Genomic DNA, 15,169 nt, shown 5'->3' with positions numbered 1-15,169 from the left:
TCACCAATTTCCCGCGACGAGGAGCGGGCGCTGCCCCGGCGGCGGCAAATTGAGGACTGTCCGCCCAACTGCGGATGTGGAACCATGTGGCAAATGAAGGACGACGACCCCGAGAAGCGGATCCGCGAGCTCGAACAAGAGCTTGCCGACGTCACGCGGACCCCGCAAAGCGCACCCCCGTACCCGGGCGGTGCGCCGTATACGGAGAACGCTCCGCCGTACCCGGGCGGTGCGACCTACACGGGCGGCCCGACCTATACGGGCGGCTCGCCGTACGGCTTCGGTACCCCGCCGCGGCGCAGCAAGCCCTACCCGTGGTTTCTCGTGGTCATCCTGCTGGCGGTGGTGGTGCCGACCGTCATCAGCCTGGTGATGGTCTTCGCCAGGTCGGGCTCGAGTACGACGATCTCGAGGGGCAGCGGCGCCAAGACGACGTCGGCCGGCCCCACCGCGGTGCCCCCAGGCGGCGAGCTGCGGCTGAGCGGCACCGGCGAGACCAGGCAGGTCGGCTGCAACGACGGCAGGCTCATCCTGGCCGGCTACAACAGCAAGTACGTCGTGACCGGCCACTGCGCCAGCATCACGGCGGGCGGCTACTACAACAACGTCACCGTCGACAGCGCCGACACCCTCGAGTCCACCGGCTACAGCAACACCGTCATCGACCACGCCTGCAACAACGGCAAGCTGAAGCTGTCCAGCTACGGCATCGAATACAGCGTCACCGGCCACTGCGCCAGCCTGGCGATCTCCAGCTACAACAACAAGGTCACCGTCGACAGCGTCGACACCATCACCGTCTCCGGATACGGCAACAACGTCACCTACCACTCGGGCGCGCCGAAGGTCACCGATTCGGGCTACGACAACAACATTCAGCAGGGCTGAGTCGACGACAGTAATCTGGCACGATGGCCCGGAGTCCCCGTCTGTCGGTCGAGAGTTGGCTCGAGGCCGGTTACGCCCTGCTCGCCGCGGACGGAGTGCGCGCGCTCAAGGTCGATCGCCTCTGCCAGCAGGCGGGCGTCACCCGCGGCAGCTTCTACTGGCACTTCGAGGACATGGACAGCTACCGGGCCAAGCTGGTCGAATCCTGGAACACGTTCCTGGACAAGGACCGCCGATCCCTGGCCGAACTCGAGGCGCTGCCGCCCCGGGAACGGTTGTCGGCCATNGGAGTTTCTCGACGCCATCAACGCGCACCTGGACGAGATCGAGGCCGCCGGGGCGCAGGGCCTGGTCACCGCCGGCGGCGCCAAGTTCTACACGAACGGGCTGGACCTGGACTGGCTGGCCGCGCACGCCGAGCAGGGACAGGCCTACGTCGCCCGGGTGCAGGCCCTGTTGGCGCGCGTGCTGACCTTCCCGGCGCCGACCGCCGCCGCGATTACCGGGCACGCCTTCGGCGCCGGGGCCATGCTGGCCATGGCGCACGACGTGCGGGTGATGCGGGCCGACCGCGGATACTTCTGCTTTCCCGAGGTCGACATCCGCATTCCGTTCAGCGACGGCATGGCCGCGCTGATCCAGGCCAAGCTCACCCCGCGCGCGGCGGTGGCCTCGATGACGACCGGGCGGCGATTCGGCGGGGCGGAGGCCGCCGAGTTCGGCATCGTCGACGCCACCGCGGACGAGGGGGCGGTGACCGGCGCCGCGACCGACCTGGTGCGCCCGCTGGCCGGCAAGGACCCCGGCACACTGGGCGCGATCAAGCAGACCATGTTCCGCGCCGCGGCGCAGGCGTTGACCGGCGTCTGACAGTTAGTCGGAGAATCGCTCCCACGCCGACTGGCGGGTGATGCCCAGGGTCTGCCCGATCTTCGCCCAGGTGATCCCGCGCCGGCGCAGCTCGCGCACCCAGGACCGCAGGTCGGTCTCGACCTGCTGGGCCACCACGGCCATGCGGGGGATGTGCTCGAGCATCTGCTCGTCGCTCCACGACTCCCAGATCGGCAACCGCAGCTCGTTGGGCTTGTCGCGGTAGTCGTCGATGATGGCCTGGGACAGGTCGATGCATACGTTGCAGATCTGTACGCCCGGGCCGGCGACCAGCTTGTCGACCTCGGTGTTGGACTTGCCGCAGAACGAACACCACACCTGCGCGGTCTTGGTCGCGGGACTCATCCGAACCACGCTACGACGTCAGGGTAGCCCTGACAAGAGGTTCGCCACGGGGTTGTTGTCGCTGCAGCACCGCTGGGTGCTGCGCGGCGACGACCGCGGCATCTACGGGGTCGAGGGCGCCCAACTGATGCACGATCTCTATCCGGAGCGGGGTCGGNCGCGCAGGGCGAATTGATCGACGCCGCGCCCGACGGCGATGCCGTCGCCGCGGTGGTGGCGGCGGCCGACGCGCCCGCGGTGTTCGCCGACGACTATCCCGACTCCTCGCGGCTACTGCTGACGGTGCGCCGCGAGGAGCTGTTGGGGCCCGACACGCCGGCCGAGATCGCCACCCAACTGCGTGAGCTGGACCGGCTGCTGGTGGAGGCCATGATTCGGCTGGCCCGCGCCCTGTGGGACCGCAGGGATGCCGCGGCCGTCGACGTCATCACCACCTGCATCGTCGACCTGCCGACCGCTATCCTGCTGCGCCGCAATCGAATCGGCGACGCCGACGCACGAGAACGCCTACGGGCCGCCGTCCGCGCCGTCCTGGCCGTCGGCGCGCCGCCGCCACGACGCAGAACCAGAGAAGGGAACAAATAGATGACACCGACACTGACGTGGGACGACAAGATCGCCGTCATCAACCTGGGCGAGGACGAAAACCGTTTCTCCCCGGAGTTTCTCGACGCCATCAACGCGCACCTGGACGAGATCGAGGCCGCCGGGGCGCAGGGCCTGGTCACCGCCGGCGGCGCCAAGTTCTACACGAACGGGCTGGACCTGGACTGGCTGGCCGCGCACGCCGAGCAGGGACAGGCCTACGTCGCCCGGGTGCAGGCCCTGTTGGCGCGCGTGCTGACCTTCCCGGCGCCGACCGCCGCCGCGATTACCGGGCACGCCTTCGGCGCCGGGGCCATGCTGGCCATGGCGCACGACGTGCGGGTGATGCGGGCCGACCGCGGATACTTCTGCTTTCCCGAGGTCGACATCCGCATTCCGTTCAGCGACGGCATGGCCGCGCTGATCCAGGCCAAGCTCACCCCGCGCGCGGCGGTGGCCTCGATGACGACCGGGCGGCGATTCGGCGGGGCGGAGGCCGCCGAGTTCGGCATCGTCGACGCCACCGCGGACGAGGGGGCGGTGACCGGCGCCGCGACCGACCTGGTGCGCCCGCTGGCCGGCAAGGACCCCGGCACACTGGGCGCGATCAAGCAGACCATGTTCCGCGCCGCGGCGCAGGCGTTGACCGGCGTCTGACAGTTAGTCGGAGAATCGCTCCCACGCCGACTGGCGGGTGATGCCCAGGGTCTGCCCGATCTTCGCCCAGGTGATCCCGCGCCGGCGCAGCTCGCGCACCCAGGACCGCAGGTCGGTCTCGACCTGCTGGGCCACCACGGCCATGCGGGGGATGTGCTCGAGCATCTGCTCGTCGCTCCACGACTCCCAGATCGGCAACCGCAGCTCGTTGGGCTTGTCGCGGTAGTCGTCGATGATGGCCTGGGACAGGTCGATGCATACGTTGCAGATCTGTACGCCCGGGCCGGCGACCAGCTTGTCGACCTCGGTGTTGGACTTGCCGCAGAACGAACACCACACCTGCGCGGTCTTGGTCGCGGGACTCATCCGAACCACGCTACGACGTCAGGGTAGCCCTGACAAGAGGTTCGCCACGGGGTTGTTGTCGCTGCAGCACCGCTGGGTGCTGCGCGGCGACGACCGCGGCATCTACGGGGTCGAGGGCGCCCAACTGATGCACGATCTCTATCCGGAGCGGGGTCGGGTGCGGCGATTGTTACCCTTGCGCGAGTGAGTGACCCCGGTTGGCCGCGACCCGTCACGCGGCGCGACGTCTTCAGATACGCCGCCGTCGCGCCGGCCCTGCTCGGCGCTAGCGCGCTGATCGACGCCCCACGCGCCGGCGCCGCCATCGCGGGCATGGGCGTCTTCCTCGACCCGGGCCACAACGCGGTGAACGACGCCTCGACCAGCCGGCAGGTACCCAACGGCCGGGGCGGCACCAAGCTGTGCAACACCTCGGGCACCGCGGCCGACGACGGCTACCCGGAGCACGCGTTCACGTGGGCGGTGGTCGGGCTGATCAGCGGTCAGCTCAACTCGATGGGCGTTCGCACTCAGCTGTCCCGCGACAACGACGCCTCCGCCGGCCCCTGCGTGAATGAACGCGCGGCGCTGGCCAACGCGATGCACCCCGACGCGATCGTGAGCGTCCACGCCGACGGCGGGCCTCCGTCCGGCTCGGGATTTCACGTCAACTACTCCGCGCCGCCGTTGAACGACTCCCAGTCCGGCCCGTCGGTGCAGTTGGCGCACATGATGCGGGATGCCTTGGTGCAGGCGGGGTTTCACCCGGCCACCTACATCGGGTCGGACGGCCTGTACGGGCGCGACGACCTCGCCGGGCTGAACCTGGCCGAGTATCCGGCCGTGCTCGTCGAACTGGGCAACATGAAGAACGCCGACGAGGCGGCGCGGATGGAAAGCGCGGACGGCCGGGCCAAGTACGCCGCCGCCGTCACGCAGGGGATCGTCGCATTCCTGAATGCCAAGTCCCCGACCGGTTAGCGCAATAGCCGAATCGTCAAGCGGTGTCCAGGAATTGATCCACCGCGCGAACGAACTCGGTTGGGCACTCGCGCACGAGCCAGTGTCCACAAGATTCCAGAACCAGCACGTCTCCGTCTGGGACGAGCCGCGAGGCTCGAATCGAATCCGCCACCGGCACCAGCCGGTCATCACGGCCGGCGATTATCAGCGTCTTGGCTCCGATCTGCGGCAGCCTCGATACGAGCGACAAGGCTCCGGGTCCGGCGCTGAATGCCCATCGTTGCGTGGCGGCGAACGCCTCGCCCGCATGCGGGCGCTTGCCGCTGACGATGACCGCGTCGATCAGCTCGTCGGTCAGCGCCGAGGCTTTCTTGATGCCCAGACTGGCGCGCAGTTGCATGCGAACGAGCCGGCGGCCCAGGCCCACCGAGAGCCCATTGATGCGGTGCGCCACCCGGGGATGGTTGGCGACCCACTCGGCGGTGCGCATGAACTTGAACTTTTCGGTGATGCCGCCGGGATTGATCGCCACGATACGGCGCACCGCGTCGGGGTGGCCGATCGCCATTTCCAGCGTGATCCATCCGCCGAGCGACAGCCCTCCGAGGTCGACCCGATCGAAGCCGTAGCTACCTATGAGGTCTTCGACCCAGTCGGCGTACCAGGGGATGGAGAATTCTGACTCGGGGAACTCGGTTTCGCCGTATCCGGGCAGGTCGGGAGCCATGACCCGCCTGCGCTGCCCGAGGGCAACCAGCGCCGACCCGAACGACACGAGCGCCGAGTCGGCGCCACCGCCATGCAGCAGTATCAACGGGGTGGCGTTGTTGTGGGGGTCAACCTCGAACACCCGCGTGCGGATGCCCTGAACGCGGACATCACGATCCTCGACCCCCGAGGGGACACGCAGCCTCGTTGCCTTCACCGTGTCGCGTGTTGCGTTGGTGGAAGGAGCCGCTCGGTGGCTCCCGCCGTGCTTTGATGCAGCCACACGAATTCGTGCATTCCCGCCAGCCGCAACAGCATCCGGGACGTGAGTGGCCAGGCTCGCATCGCCTCGGGCCCGGAAACCAGCTCGGGGCGCTCCAGCCGATAGGTGCGCCCCTTCCAGGCGAGCGTGCCCGTCCCCGCGGCCATCAGGTTCCGGTACCAGTCGGTGTGCGGCCCGTAGCCCAACGGCAACAGGAAGCCGTCACCGTAATCAACGGTGCCGAGCGACGTCTGATACACGAGCCCGCTGCGCCGGCCGACGTGGGTCAGCAGCCCCCAGGACGATCGCCGGGTCCCGGATATCTTGCGGGTCATGCCGTTATAGGTCGTCAGGAACTTCCGGAACCCGCTCCGGTGGAACACCGCGTCCCGGTGGCGCCTGGCGATTCTGGGCAGCAACACCAGCCAGCCCAGGACCGCGAACACCACGAGAAGCACTCCGCCGATTCGCTTGTCGGTCGCCACGGGCACCTCCTTCGGCATCAAGTTGACGCCGGGCACTCGGTGGTACGCCAGGGACGAAAGTCCTCGCCGTGCGAGCCGGCGCAGTGACGTCGCCGGCGGCTCAGCTGCCGATCCCTCCTTGAGGAGCGCCGACGGTGGTGGCGCCGTTGCCGCCGAGCTGACTGGCAGCGAACGCGGCGCCCTTGTCGATGATCTGCCCGTCGGACGCGTACGTGTCGTGCGCGGCGAAGTTCATGCCGTCGGAGCAGACCGGGTCCTCGGGGGCGCACACCTTGATGGTCTTGGGCTGATAGAGCGGACCGATCGCGACCGGGGGCTCGTTGAGGAAATTCATCGCCCGGACGTTGGGCATGCCGAACAGCACCACCGACGAGACGTGGTCGGCCACGGAGGGGTCCAGCGGCTTGGGCACCGTGTTGGGATCGACGCCGTCGGGCACGGCGGCGGTGGTGACGAAGCCCATCACGGCCGCGCCCTGGGAGTAGCCGCTGAGCACCATCTTGGTGTTGGGGCAGTCGTGCGTCATCGACACGACGTGCGCGCCGGCATCCCTGATCCCATCGAGGCCGGTGTCCCAGTCGTTGCTGGCGGGGTAGTTGACCGGATACACGTCGAACGATTTTCCGCCGATGCGCGAGCGCAGGTCATCGACGAACGCCTGTCCGGTCGGCCCGACACCCGGGGGCTCACCGGTGCCGCGGGCGAACACCACCTGGACGTCCGGGCACTGGGCGGAGGCTAAGGGGAGGGCAGGCGCGAGAACCGAGGCGCTGAGGCCGGCCGCCGCGACCGCCGCGGGAACGAGGAAGCGGGTGAGGTGACGTGCGATCATGCCGCAAAAATGCCCCACCGAGCGGGGCCCAAACCTGAGAATTCCCTTGAGCTTTCAGGGGAATTCTTGGCAGCCCGCGGGCGTTGACTCCCGAGTTGGACGCCGCCGCGAATCACAATAATATTGCAAATGTGTCAAAAACACCGTTTAGGTGGGTTGTCCGAGGGTAGCCGTGCTTCCAAGCATGGGTAAATAGCGACACAGCCACGGGTGGAAGGGGTTTCGACGACGTGACATTTGGCCTTATGCCCGCCGGCGGCGCCGTCCGCCCGCCGAGGACGCCCAGCCAAACCTAACCGGGCCCCGGCGATGAGCGAACTTGTTAAACAGCCTGTCCAAGGAGCTGACGGGCCGGTGCGGCGGACCGACGCTTGCGTCCAGGCCGAACGGGCCGTTTTGGTCCCGACCCCTTTGCCAGGGCGCCTGCCGCGTAGGCCGGCAGGCGAGCCGTGCGGCAGCGCATCAATTCTTGAGGGAGCGTCTTGAAAATGGAAGTTTTCGACGCCGTCGTCGTGGGCGCCGGATTCGGCGGTATCGGCGCCGCGATCCAGCTCAAACGCCTGGGATATGACAACATCGTCCTCCTCGACCGCGAGTCCGACCTGGGCGGCACCTGGCACGTCAACCGCTACCCGGGGGTGGCCGTCGACATCCCGGCCACCACCTACTCGTATTGGTTCGAGCCCAACCCGAACTGGTCACGGTTGTTCGCGCCGGGCGCAGAGATCAAGCGCTACGCCGATCACGTGGCCGACAAATACGACATCCGCCGCCACATGCGATTCAACGCCCGCGTCGAAGGCGCCCAGTGGGACGAGGACGCCCAGCTCTGGCGGGTGTCGCTGGCCGGCGGCGAATGCCTGACGGCCCGCTTCCTCATCACGGCGACCGGCTTTCTGTCGCAGAAGCGCGCTCCGGAGATCCCCGGTATCGGCGGTTTCGGCGGCAAGGTCATCCACACCGCGGCGTGGGACGACGGCTACCGCTGCGCCGGTCATCGCGTCGCGATCATCGGGACCGGCGCGAGCGCCGTGCAGGTCATCCCCGAGATGGCCGCCGAGGCCGCCGAGGTCACCGTCTACCAACGCACCCCGATCCACGTCGTGCCCAAGGTCGATTTCGCCTTCCCGCCGGCGGTGCAGCGCCTGTTCGCGCGCCTGCCCCTCGCGCAGCGCGCGGTGCGCTGGCTGACCGACCTCCTCTTCGAAACGATCACGGTGGTCGGCGTGCTGCACTACCGCGGGTCCCGGCGGCTGAACATCGCCGCGGCCGACCTGGCGAAGATCAACCGCTTCGTCTCGATCCGCGACAAGGAGTTGCGCCGGAAACTGACGCCCGCCTACGACTTCGGGTGCAAGCGGCCGACCTGGTCCAACCGCTACTATCGCGCGTTCACCCAACCGCACGTGCACCTGGAGACGAACCCGATCGAGCGTATCGAGCCGGACGGCATCGTCACCGCCGACGGGCGCAAGACGGTCGTCGACACCCTGGTGCTGGCTACCGGCTTCGACCTGTGGGATGCGAACTTCCCGTCCCTCGAGGTGGTCGGCCGTCAGGGCCGTAACCTCGGAAAGTGGTGGCGCGACAAGAGGTTTCAGGCATACCAGGGTGTGTCCATCCCGTACTTCCCCAACTTTCTCAGCCTGGCCAGCCCGTACGCGTTTTCCGGGCTGTCGTTCTTCAACACCATCGAGTACCAGATGCGGCACATGGACCGGCTGCTCGGCGAGGTGAAGCGCAGGGGCGCAACCACCTTCGAGGTCACCGAAGAGGCCAACGCGCAATTCCTCGATCGGATGACCCGACTGCTGGACAAGACGGTGTTCTACGCGGGCGACTGTGCCGGGTCGAGGTCGTACTACTTCAACCAGAGCGGCGAAGCGGCGCTACTGCGGCCGACATCGACCGGAAACGCGGTGCGGGAGGCATCGAGTTTCCCGCTCAGCGACTACATCATCGCCTAGATCAACTGGCCGACCGTGGTGGCCACGACGAGCACCAACACCGCCGTGCCGATGACGTACACCTGGCGGCGGGGCGTCATTTGCTCCGGGGTGGCGTGTTCCCGCAGCACGCGTTGGCGCTGCAGGGCGATCAGGTAGGTCATCAGCGCGACCGCGCCGGCCAGCAGGGCCGGGATCAACTCCTTGAGCCCCACGGGGCCACGCAGGTTCCTGATCATCAGCAGCGCGCCGTTGCCCAGGAAGGCGAACGACGTGCGCGTCCAGGCCAGGCTCGTCCGGTCCGCGGGCTCGCTCAACCCATGACCGCCTTGGCGAGCACCAGCCCGATGGCGACGAGTCCGACCACGCTTAGCCCCACCGCCAGGTAGGCCGGGGTGGGGTGCCGGGGCAACGGATCGCCGCGCCGCATGGCGCGATCCGCCTGCCGCCAGCGCAACAGCCCCATTCCGCTGGTAAGGGTCGCCAGCACGGCCAGCCCGACGCCGAGCGCGCGGCGCGCCCCGGGGACGGTCAGCTCCGGAACGAGTTGCACCAGCGCGACCGCCGCGGCGAGCAGCCCCAGCGCGGTGCGTTGCCAGGCCAGGAAGGTTCGCTCGTTGGCGAGGGTGAAGCGGTAGTCGGGCTCGCGCTCGTCAGGTTCGGCCACGAATTGCCTCGGCTCGGGATGGAAGGTCAAGCGTTTCGACGCCGCAGATTTTAACCTGCATGATGAAACTTGTGGTCAGGGCGCTGTTGTTCGACGTGCAGGGCACGGCGACGGATTTTCATTCGACCGTGTGCGACGAGGCGGTGCGGATCAGCGCGGGCCGGCACCCGCAGGCCGATTGGTCCGCGCTGGTGCGGCGTTGGCGCGCAGGCTACTTCGCGGCGTTGGAGGGCGCGCAGGGCAGCGGATGGGTTTCCGTGCGCTCGGTGTATCGCCGCGCGCTCGACGCCGTCCTGGACGACTGCGGCATCGCGGGCTTTTCCGGCGCCGACCGCGACGAGCTCACCCTGGCCTGGCAACGGCTGAGGCCGTGGCCCGACGTGGTGCCCGGGCTGACCCGGCTGAAAGGCGCCTACACGCTGGCCACGCTGTCCAACGCCGACGTGTCGGCGGTGGTCAACCTTTCCAAGCGGGCGGGCCTGCCCTGGGACGCGGTCTTCGCCGCGGAGATGGCCGGGGTGTTCAAGCCCGATCCGGCGGTCTATCACCTGGCCGCGACGTACCTCGGCCTGGACCATGGCGAGATCATGATGGTGGCCAGCCACAAGTACGACATCCGCGCGGCGGGCCGGCTCGGTTTTGCGACGGCCTTCGTCGCGCGCCCGCTGGAATTCGGGGCCGACGGCGACGCCGACGTGGCCTACTCGGACGAGTTCGACGTCAACGCGTCCGACTTCGGTGACCTCGCAGCACAACTCGGCTGCTAGCGGCGCGCCGACCCGGTCAGCTGCTGACCGTTGGCGGACTGCAGCAGGCAGATGACGGTGCTCGGGGTGGGGTTGGCGCCGGTGCGATCCTGATTCGAGTCGATGAGAAACGTGATCGAAAACGGGCTGCCGTCGACGGATCGGCCGGTGTAGGGGGCGAACCCGGCGTTGCAGTCGTTGGTGGCGACCTTGGCGACGGCGGTGTCGACGGCCATCGGGGCGCGCAGGTAGACCTCGGCCAAATGCGCTGTCGCGCAGTCGACGACGGTGACCGTCACACGGCTCAGGTCGGCCGGCGGCAGGTCGGCCACGCATTGGCCGACCTGAAGATCGATCCATTTCACGGTGCGCGAGCTGGTGGGGGAGGCGGTCGCGGTGCCCCCCACAACCGTCGAGCAGGTGGCCAGCACGGCGCCCGCGGCGCATACCGCCTGCAAGGTTTGGTCCCGCATCGCTGCAGTTTACGCGGAAGTCAGTGCGGGGTCGGGCTTTTCCGACGACATCGACAGGAACCCCCGCGCGCAGCGCGCGACCAGCAACCAGTTCGCCGGCTTCTTCATGTCCAGCCCGCCGAGCAGCTGCTTGATCATGGTCAGCGTGTCGAAGTAGATGCGTTCGCAGACAAGGGTTTCGGTGTCGTCGAACACAAAGTAGGCGGTCATGCGGACCCGGAACCGGCTGCCGGTCGGCGGCACCTTGCCGAGATACCCGCGATGGGTGCCCATCAGCCAGAACTCGACGATCACCGCGTCGGCGCTGTGCCGCAGCGCGATGATCTCGTGGTCCTGGTCGGGAAACGCGGTCCGGGTGTAGACGTAGTAGCCGCGCACCGCCTCGTCGCCGTCGTGGACGACCATCTGCGGGATCAGCTCGTAGCGCGGATGCGGGAAGGTCGCCAGCACGTCGTCCCAGTCCTGGCGGACCTCGTCGTGGAAGTGGTCGAGCACAAGCTTCTCGCGGGCGGCGAGCACCTCGGGAGCGGGGAACGCGGGAATGGTCACGTCGGTCACGGTGGTCACGATAGACCCGCGGGATGCCTTCGGACAGAGGGTAACCCTCGCGGCGAATTTGGTAGCACATGCGCTACCAAGTTTGAAGGTGCGGTATTCCTCCAGGGAGCCGCTACCACCGCACCAGCGAGAAGGGGTAGGTGTTCAGCCCGCTTGGCGAGCCGCCGCAACCGGTGGCGAACGTCGACTCCACCTGACCGGCCAACGTCACCGCATCCCAGGTATAGACGTCATGCGAGGGAAAGAACGCGACCACGCAGCGCACGCCGTCGGGCACGTCGACGGCCATCGTGTAGCGGCCGTCGGACAGGTACGCATCACCGTCGTACGGCACCGCCTGCCCGTTGGGTTGCGGAACCGCCGAAACGTGAACGCATCCCGGCCGCTCGTCCTGGCACTGCCGGATCTCCCACAGCCACTCGTGGCCGGGATCGCGGTTGGTGTTCAGCTTGTAGTTGCCGAGCACCATGCCGGCGTGGGCGGCGGGCGCCAGCGTCACTGCGGCAACGGCGAAAACAACGCTTAGAACGAACCTTTTCAAACCCTCAGCTCCTCGGAGTCCACGCGACGGGCAGCCTTTTGATGCCGTGGATGAATTGCGACAGCAGCATCGAGGGTTCCTCGACCGCGACGATGTCGGGGATCTCGCGCCGCAACTCGTCGAACACCACCCTGATCTCGCGGCGGGCCAGGTTGGCGCCGAGGCAGAAATGGGCGCCGCCGCCGCCGAACCCGAGATGCGGATTGGGGTCGCGGGCCACGTCAAACATCCACGGGTTGGCGAACTTTGACTCGTCGCGGTTGGCCGAGTTGTACCACAGCGCGGCCTTGTCGCCGGCCGCCATCTTGACGCCGGAGAGCTCGATGTCGCGGGTCAGGGTGCGCCGCATGTAGACCACCGGGGAGGCCCACCGCACGATCTCCTCGACCGCGGTGGGGGCCAGCGCGTCGTAGTCGGCCCACCACTTGTCCCGCTCGGCCGGATAGCGCGACAGCGCCAGCACCCCGTGGCTGATCGCGTTGCGCGTCGTCTCGTTGCCCGCGACCACCAGCAGGATGAAGAACGACGCGATCTCCTGCGACGTGAGCCGCTCGCCGTCGACCTCGGCCTCCACCAGGCTCGTCGTCAGGTCGTCGTGGTGGTTGACGCGGCGATCCTCGGCCAGCGCGGTGGCGTAGGCGCCGATGTCCATCGAAACCCGGGTGAATTCCTCGAAATCTGTCGACAGGTCCGGGTCGCCGAACCCGAGAATCACGTTGGTCCAATGGAATACGCGCTGATGGTCCTCCTCGGGGATGCCCATCATGTCGCAGATGATCTGCAGCGGCAGCGGCCCGGCGAGCTCGCCGACCAGATCGGCCTCGCCGCCGGGATGATCGGCGATCAGCGATGCCACCAGCCGGTGCGCCCGCTCGCGCACCGACGCCTCGATGCGCGCCACCACCTTCGGGGTGAACGCCCGGCTGACGATCGAGCGCAGCCGCTGGTGTCGCGGGTCGTCCGTCACGATCATCGAGCCGAAGTACTCGGCCAGCTCCGGCATCTGGTCACCGATCGTGATGCCGCCGGCGGAGCTGAACACGTCCGGATGACGGCTCGCGTAGTGCACGTCGTCCAGCTTGGTCAGCGCCCAATACCCGGGGCCGGCCTCGAACCCCTCGTACTCGACGGCGGGCCAGAACGAGAGCGGCGCCTCGCGCCGCAGGGTGGCGAAGGCACCGTCGCGGTAGTCGTCGTCGCGCCCCCAGAACTCCAGCGACTCGAGATGAATGTCGGCGAGCGGCACCTCGGGCGGTGGCGCCCCGTTCACTCGGGTCGCGATACCGATCGTCAGTGGCACGGGAAAACCTTTCTCAGTGGGTGCAGACGGTCCTGGCCGGCGCCCCCACCGTTGCGGTCGCATCGCTGACGACGTTGCCGTCCATCAGGATCTTGCAGTTGATCGGTCCCGGCCCTTGGGCACTGAGGACGAACACCTCGCCGCCGAAGGCGGTGAACTGCGTCGACCAGGGCAGCTTCGCGTTCACCGCGCGCTGCTGGCCGTTGTCGGTTTGATAGGAGATGTACTCCGCGACGCCCGGGCCGCTGACCTCGTAGCGGACTTGGGGGTTCTCGTTCGCGCCGGCCACGCCGGCGACGGTCCCGCCGCAGAAGTTGGCGAACCCGACGCCGACAGCGAACAAGATCGCGGGCCCCCGGAGATGACTGGTCATGGTTCCACATCGTGTCATTACCGACATCGCCTGGTCTAGATGCCGCTCCCGCCAATGCTTAGGGTGAACCGGGGGTTGATGAGGAAGGTGAGTATGTCGGAAAGCGGCTCAAAGCGCGTGGTGGTCTGGGGTACCGGATTCGTCGGCAGGATGGTGATCGCGGAGATCGTCAAGCATCCGCTGTTCGAGTTGGTCGGCGTCGGCGTCAGCAACCCCAACAAAGTTGGCCGCGACGTCGGCGACATCTGCGGGTTGCCCGAACCGGTGGGCATCATCGCCACCGACGACGTCGACGCCCTGATCGCGCTCAAGCCCGACGCCCTGGTGCACTACGGCCCGACGGCGATGCACGCCAAGGACAACATCGCGCTGATCACCCGTTTCCTGCGGGCCGGCATCGACGTGTGCTCGACGGCGATGACGCCGTGGGTGTGGCCGACCATGCACCTGAACCCACCGAACTGGATCGAGCCCATCACCGAGGCCTGCGAGCTCGGCGAATCGTCCTGCTTCACCACCGGCATCGACCCCGGCTTCGCCAACGACCTGTTTCCCATGACGCTGATGGGCCTGTGCTCGGAGGTGCGCCGGGTGCGGGCGTCGGAGCTGCTGGACTACACCAACTACGAGGGCGACTACGAGGTCGAGATGGGCATCGGCCGCGAACCCGAATACAGCCCGCTGCTCGAAGACTCCAACATGCTGATCTTCGCGTGGGGCGCCACCGTCCCGATGATCGCCCACGCCGCCGGCATCATGCTCGACGAGATCACCACCACCTGGGACAAGTGGGTGACCCCGACGGAGCGCACCACGGCCAAGGGCGTCATCAAGGCCGGCCACGTCGCCGCGGTCCGGTTCACCATCAACGGGGTCTACCAGGGGGAGACGCGCATTCAGCTCGAACACGTCAACCGCATCGGGCTCGACGCCGCGCCCGACTGGCCGTCCGGCCACGACAACGACGTCTACCGGGTGGACATCGAGGGGACCCCGAGCATCTTTCAGGAGACCGCGTTCCGGTTCACCGACGGCTCGGGCCGGGACGCGGCCACCGCGGGGTGCCTGGCGACGGGGATGCGGGCCCTCAACGCGGTTCCGGCGGTGAACGACCTGCGGCCGGGCTGGGTCACGCCGCTGGACCTCCCGCTGATCGCCGGGGCGGGCGCGATCCGCTGACCAAACCCGGCCCCTGGAGTCGCACAGCTCACGCATAGCCGGCGCTACGAATGGCTATAGGTATCAGCGGCACAATTGCGCAAAGGTGGAATATGCGCCGCTGAATACGGGGTGGGTAGATGGCCGACAGAGCGACACCGGCGCTGGGTTTGTCGATTGGTTCCACCAACCTGGCGGCCGTGACCGCAGACGTCGCGATCATCCGCAAGCCCGTCCTCACCCTGTATCGCCAGCGCCCGCCCGAGGTCGGCGTGCCCTCGGAAAATCCGAAGCTGGACGAGCCCGGCGTGGTCGTCACCGACTTCGTGGACCGGGTGGGAGATCCCGCGGGAATCGTGGCCGCCGACGGCTCGGTGCACCGCAGCGACGCGTTGCTCGCCGACGGGTTGCGCGCCCTGGCCTACGCCGCCAGCGGCGGGCGCCCG

20 protein-coding genes and 3 pseudogenes are annotated in these 15,169 nt (G+C 68.0%); 11 read left to right on the top strand and 12 right to left on the bottom strand.

Going from position 1 to position 15,169, the window contains the following annotated elements; translation table 11 throughout:
- The first annotated feature begins 93 nt into the window (after positions 1–93).
- The 3 genes and pseudogenes from BN4348_RS43980 to BN4348_RS43970 all read left to right on the top strand — a co-directional run.
- A complete protein-coding gene (locus BN4348_RS43980) occupies positions 94–888 on the top strand; it encodes a DUF3060 domain-containing protein (protein WP_160040473.1) in 795 nt (264 codons plus the stop codon).
- Between the two features lie 23 nt (positions 889–911).
- Positions 912–1,172: pseudogene (locus BN4348_RS43975) on the top strand (TetR/AcrR family transcriptional regulator); the annotation flags it as partial.
- Positions 1,173–1,179: 7 nt separating this feature from the next.
- Positions 1,180–1,758: pseudogene (locus tag BN4348_RS43970) on the top strand (enoyl-CoA hydratase-related protein); the annotation flags it as partial.
- 3 nt (positions 1,759–1,761) lie between these two features.
- Here BN4348_RS43970 and BN4348_RS62505 read toward each other — a convergent pair.
- Positions 1,762–2,124 (bottom strand): ClpX C4-type zinc finger protein, encoded by a 363-nt coding sequence (locus BN4348_RS62505; protein ID WP_066913605.1) that lies wholly within the window; start codon positions 2,122–2,124, stop codon positions 1,762–1,764.
- Between the two features lie 171 nt (positions 2,125–2,295).
- Between BN4348_RS62505 and BN4348_RS43960 the strand changes: the two genes are divergently transcribed.
- Positions 2,296–2,709: a TetR/AcrR family transcriptional regulator gene (locus BN4348_RS43960; RefSeq protein ID WP_211145723.1), complete on the top strand. Its 414-nt coding sequence runs from the start codon at positions 2,296–2,298 to the stop codon at positions 2,707–2,709.
- A complete protein-coding gene (locus tag BN4348_RS43955; protein ID WP_066913607.1) occupies positions 2,710–3,366 on the top strand; it encodes an enoyl-CoA hydratase/isomerase family protein in 657 nt (218 codons plus the stop codon).
- 3 nt (positions 3,367–3,369) lie between these two features.
- On the opposite strand, the gene BN4348_RS62500 is transcribed toward BN4348_RS43955, so the two are convergent.
- On the bottom strand, positions 3,370–3,732 hold the full coding sequence (locus BN4348_RS62500) for a ClpX C4-type zinc finger protein (protein WP_066913605.1): 363 nt from the start codon (positions 3,730–3,732) through the stop codon (positions 3,370–3,372).
- A 52-nt stretch (positions 3,733–3,784) separates the two neighbouring features.
- On the opposite strand from BN4348_RS62500, the gene BN4348_RS62160 reads away from it, so the two are divergent.
- Together BN4348_RS62160 and BN4348_RS43945 are read left to right on the top strand one after the other, a co-directional pair.
- A complete protein-coding gene (locus tag BN4348_RS62160) occupies positions 3,785–3,919 on the top strand; it encodes a hypothetical protein (protein ID WP_264034210.1) in 135 nt (44 codons plus the stop codon).
- Positions 3,916–4,692, top strand: coding sequence for an Rv3717 family N-acetylmuramoyl-L-alanine amidase (locus BN4348_RS43945; RefSeq protein ID WP_066913603.1), 777 nt, complete (start codon positions 3,916–3,918; stop codon positions 4,690–4,692). Before BN4348_RS62160 ends, BN4348_RS43945 begins: the two co-directional genes overlap by 4 nt.
- Before the next feature lie 16 nt (positions 4,693–4,708).
- Here BN4348_RS43945 and BN4348_RS43940 read toward each other — a convergent pair whose 3' ends face one another.
- The 3 genes from BN4348_RS43940 to BN4348_RS43930 all read right to left on the bottom strand — a co-directional run bounded on the left by BN4348_RS43940 (position 4,709) and on the right by BN4348_RS43930 (position 6,961).
- Positions 4,709–5,599 (bottom strand): alpha/beta fold hydrolase, encoded by an 891-nt coding sequence (locus BN4348_RS43940; protein ID WP_160040470.1) that lies wholly within the window; start codon positions 5,597–5,599, stop codon positions 4,709–4,711.
- The gene (locus BN4348_RS43935) at positions 5,596–6,129 is read right to left on the bottom strand and encodes a nitroreductase family deazaflavin-dependent oxidoreductase (RefSeq protein WP_160040467.1); all 534 of its coding nucleotides are present in this window, start codon (positions 6,127–6,129) and stop codon (positions 5,596–5,598) included. The genes BN4348_RS43940 and BN4348_RS43935 overlap by 4 nt, the downstream gene beginning before the upstream one ends.
- 100 nt (positions 6,130–6,229) lie before the next feature.
- Positions 6,230–6,961: a cutinase family protein gene (locus BN4348_RS43930; RefSeq protein WP_211145722.1), complete on the bottom strand. Its 732-nt coding sequence runs from the start codon at positions 6,959–6,961 to the stop codon at positions 6,230–6,232.
- A gap of 488 nt (positions 6,962–7,449) precedes the next feature.
- Between BN4348_RS43930 and BN4348_RS43925 the strand changes: the two genes are divergently transcribed.
- Positions 7,450–8,928 (top strand): flavin-containing monooxygenase, encoded by a 1,479-nt coding sequence (locus BN4348_RS43925; protein WP_066913596.1) that lies wholly within the window; start codon positions 7,450–7,452, stop codon positions 8,926–8,928.
- Here the strand turns inward: BN4348_RS43925 and BN4348_RS43920 are convergent.
- Together BN4348_RS43920 and BN4348_RS43915 are read right to left on the bottom strand one after the other, a co-directional pair.
- Positions 8,925–9,224, bottom strand: coding sequence for a DUF202 domain-containing protein (locus BN4348_RS43920; RefSeq protein WP_066913594.1), 300 nt, complete (start codon positions 9,222–9,224; stop codon positions 8,925–8,927). The genes BN4348_RS43925 and BN4348_RS43920 overlap by 4 nt on opposite strands.
- Complete coding sequence (locus BN4348_RS43915; RefSeq protein ID WP_066913674.1) at positions 9,221–9,574, bottom strand: YidH family protein; 354 nt, start codon at positions 9,572–9,574, stop codon at positions 9,221–9,223. Before BN4348_RS43915 ends, BN4348_RS43920 begins: the two co-directional genes overlap by 4 nt.
- Positions 9,575–9,633: 59 nt before the next feature.
- Between BN4348_RS43915 and BN4348_RS43910 the strand changes: the two genes are divergently transcribed.
- On the top strand, positions 9,634–10,341 hold the full coding sequence (locus BN4348_RS43910) for a haloacid dehalogenase type II (RefSeq protein ID WP_084454219.1): 708 nt from the start codon (positions 9,634–9,636) through the stop codon (positions 10,339–10,341).
- On the opposite strand, the gene BN4348_RS43905 is transcribed toward BN4348_RS43910, so the two are convergent.
- The 5 genes from BN4348_RS43905 to BN4348_RS43885 all read right to left on the bottom strand — a co-directional run bounded on the left by BN4348_RS43905 (position 10,338) and on the right by BN4348_RS43885 (position 13,565).
- Positions 10,338–10,793, bottom strand: coding sequence for a hypothetical protein (locus tag BN4348_RS43905; protein WP_066913592.1), 456 nt, complete (start codon positions 10,791–10,793; stop codon positions 10,338–10,340). The two genes, BN4348_RS43910 and BN4348_RS43905, sit on opposite strands and share 4 nt — an antisense overlap.
- A gap of 9 nt (positions 10,794–10,802) precedes the next feature.
- The gene (locus BN4348_RS43900; protein ID WP_066913670.1) at positions 10,803–11,342 is read right to left on the bottom strand and encodes an ester cyclase; all 540 of its coding nucleotides are present in this window, start codon (positions 11,340–11,342) and stop codon (positions 10,803–10,805) included.
- Between the two features lie 121 nt (positions 11,343–11,463).
- The gene (locus tag BN4348_RS43895; protein WP_066913668.1) at positions 11,464–11,820 is read right to left on the bottom strand and encodes a hypothetical protein; all 357 of its coding nucleotides are present in this window, start codon (positions 11,818–11,820) and stop codon (positions 11,464–11,466) included.
- Between the two features lie 76 nt (positions 11,821–11,896).
- Positions 11,897–13,192 carry a cytochrome P450 gene (locus BN4348_RS43890; protein ID WP_066913590.1) on the bottom strand — a complete coding sequence of 432 codons (1,296 nt, stop codon included), beginning with the start codon at positions 13,190–13,192 and terminating at the stop codon, positions 11,897–11,899.
- Between the two features lie 13 nt (positions 13,193–13,205).
- The gene (locus BN4348_RS43885) at positions 13,206–13,565 is read right to left on the bottom strand and encodes an MmpS family transport accessory protein (RefSeq protein WP_066913588.1); all 360 of its coding nucleotides are present in this window, start codon (positions 13,563–13,565) and stop codon (positions 13,206–13,208) included.
- A gap of 93 nt (positions 13,566–13,658) precedes the next feature.
- Here BN4348_RS43885 and BN4348_RS43880 point away from each other — a divergent pair, with 93 nt between their 5' ends.
- Positions 13,659–14,744, top strand: coding sequence for an NAD(P)H-dependent amine dehydrogenase family protein (locus BN4348_RS43880; protein WP_066913586.1), 1,086 nt, complete (start codon positions 13,659–13,661; stop codon positions 14,742–14,744).
- Positions 14,745–14,863: 119 nt separating this feature from the next.
- Positions 14,864–15,169 (top strand): annotated as a pseudogene (locus tag BN4348_RS43875) (Hsp70 family protein); the annotation flags it as partial.

It is taken from the genome of Mycobacterium interjectum (assembly GCF_900078675.2).
GTDB lineage: Bacteria > Actinomycetota > Actinomycetes > Mycobacteriales > Mycobacteriaceae > Mycobacterium > Mycobacterium interjectum.
Note: the sequence above shows the minus strand (reverse complement) of the source record. Positions and strands in the feature narration are given on the sequence as shown.

Bases quoted from the DNA above. Each gene is read 5' to 3' on its own strand.
- BN4348_RS43980 (WP_160040473.1), top strand. From the start codon at position 94: ATGAAGGACGACGACCCCGAGAAGCGGATCCGCGAGCTCGAACAAGAG.
- BN4348_RS62505 (WP_066913605.1), bottom strand. From the start codon at position 2,124: ATGAGTCCCGCGACCAAGACCGCGCAGGTGTGGTGTTCGTTCTGCGGC.
- BN4348_RS43955 (WP_066913607.1), top strand. From the start codon at position 2,710: ATGACACCGACACTGACGTGGGACGACAAGATCGCCGTCATCAACCTG.
- BN4348_RS62500 (WP_066913605.1), bottom strand. From the start codon at position 3,732: ATGAGTCCCGCGACCAAGACCGCGCAGGTGTGGTGTTCGTTCTGCGGC.
- BN4348_RS43930 (WP_211145722.1), bottom strand. From the start codon at position 6,961: ATGATCGCACGTCACCTCACCCGCTTCCTCGTTCCCGCGGCGGTCGCG.
- BN4348_RS43925 (WP_066913596.1), top strand. From the start codon at position 7,450: ATGGAAGTTTTCGACGCCGTCGTCGTGGGCGCCGGATTCGGCGGTATC.
- BN4348_RS43910 (WP_084454219.1), top strand. From the start codon at position 9,634: ATGATGAAACTTGTGGTCAGGGCGCTGTTGTTCGACGTGCAGGGCACG.
- BN4348_RS43905 (WP_066913592.1), bottom strand. From the start codon at position 10,793: ATGCGGGACCAAACCTTGCAGGCGGTATGCGCCGCGGGCGCCGTGCTG.
- BN4348_RS43895 (WP_066913668.1), bottom strand. From the start codon at position 11,820: ATGGTGCTCGGCAACTACAAGCTGAACACCAACCGCGATCCCGGCCAC.
- BN4348_RS43885 (WP_066913588.1), bottom strand. From the start codon at position 13,565: ATGACCAGTCATCTCCGGGGGCCCGCGATCTTGTTCGCTGTCGGCGTC.
- BN4348_RS43880 (WP_066913586.1), top strand. From the start codon at position 13,659: ATGTCGGAAAGCGGCTCAAAGCGCGTGGTGGTCTGGGGTACCGGATTC.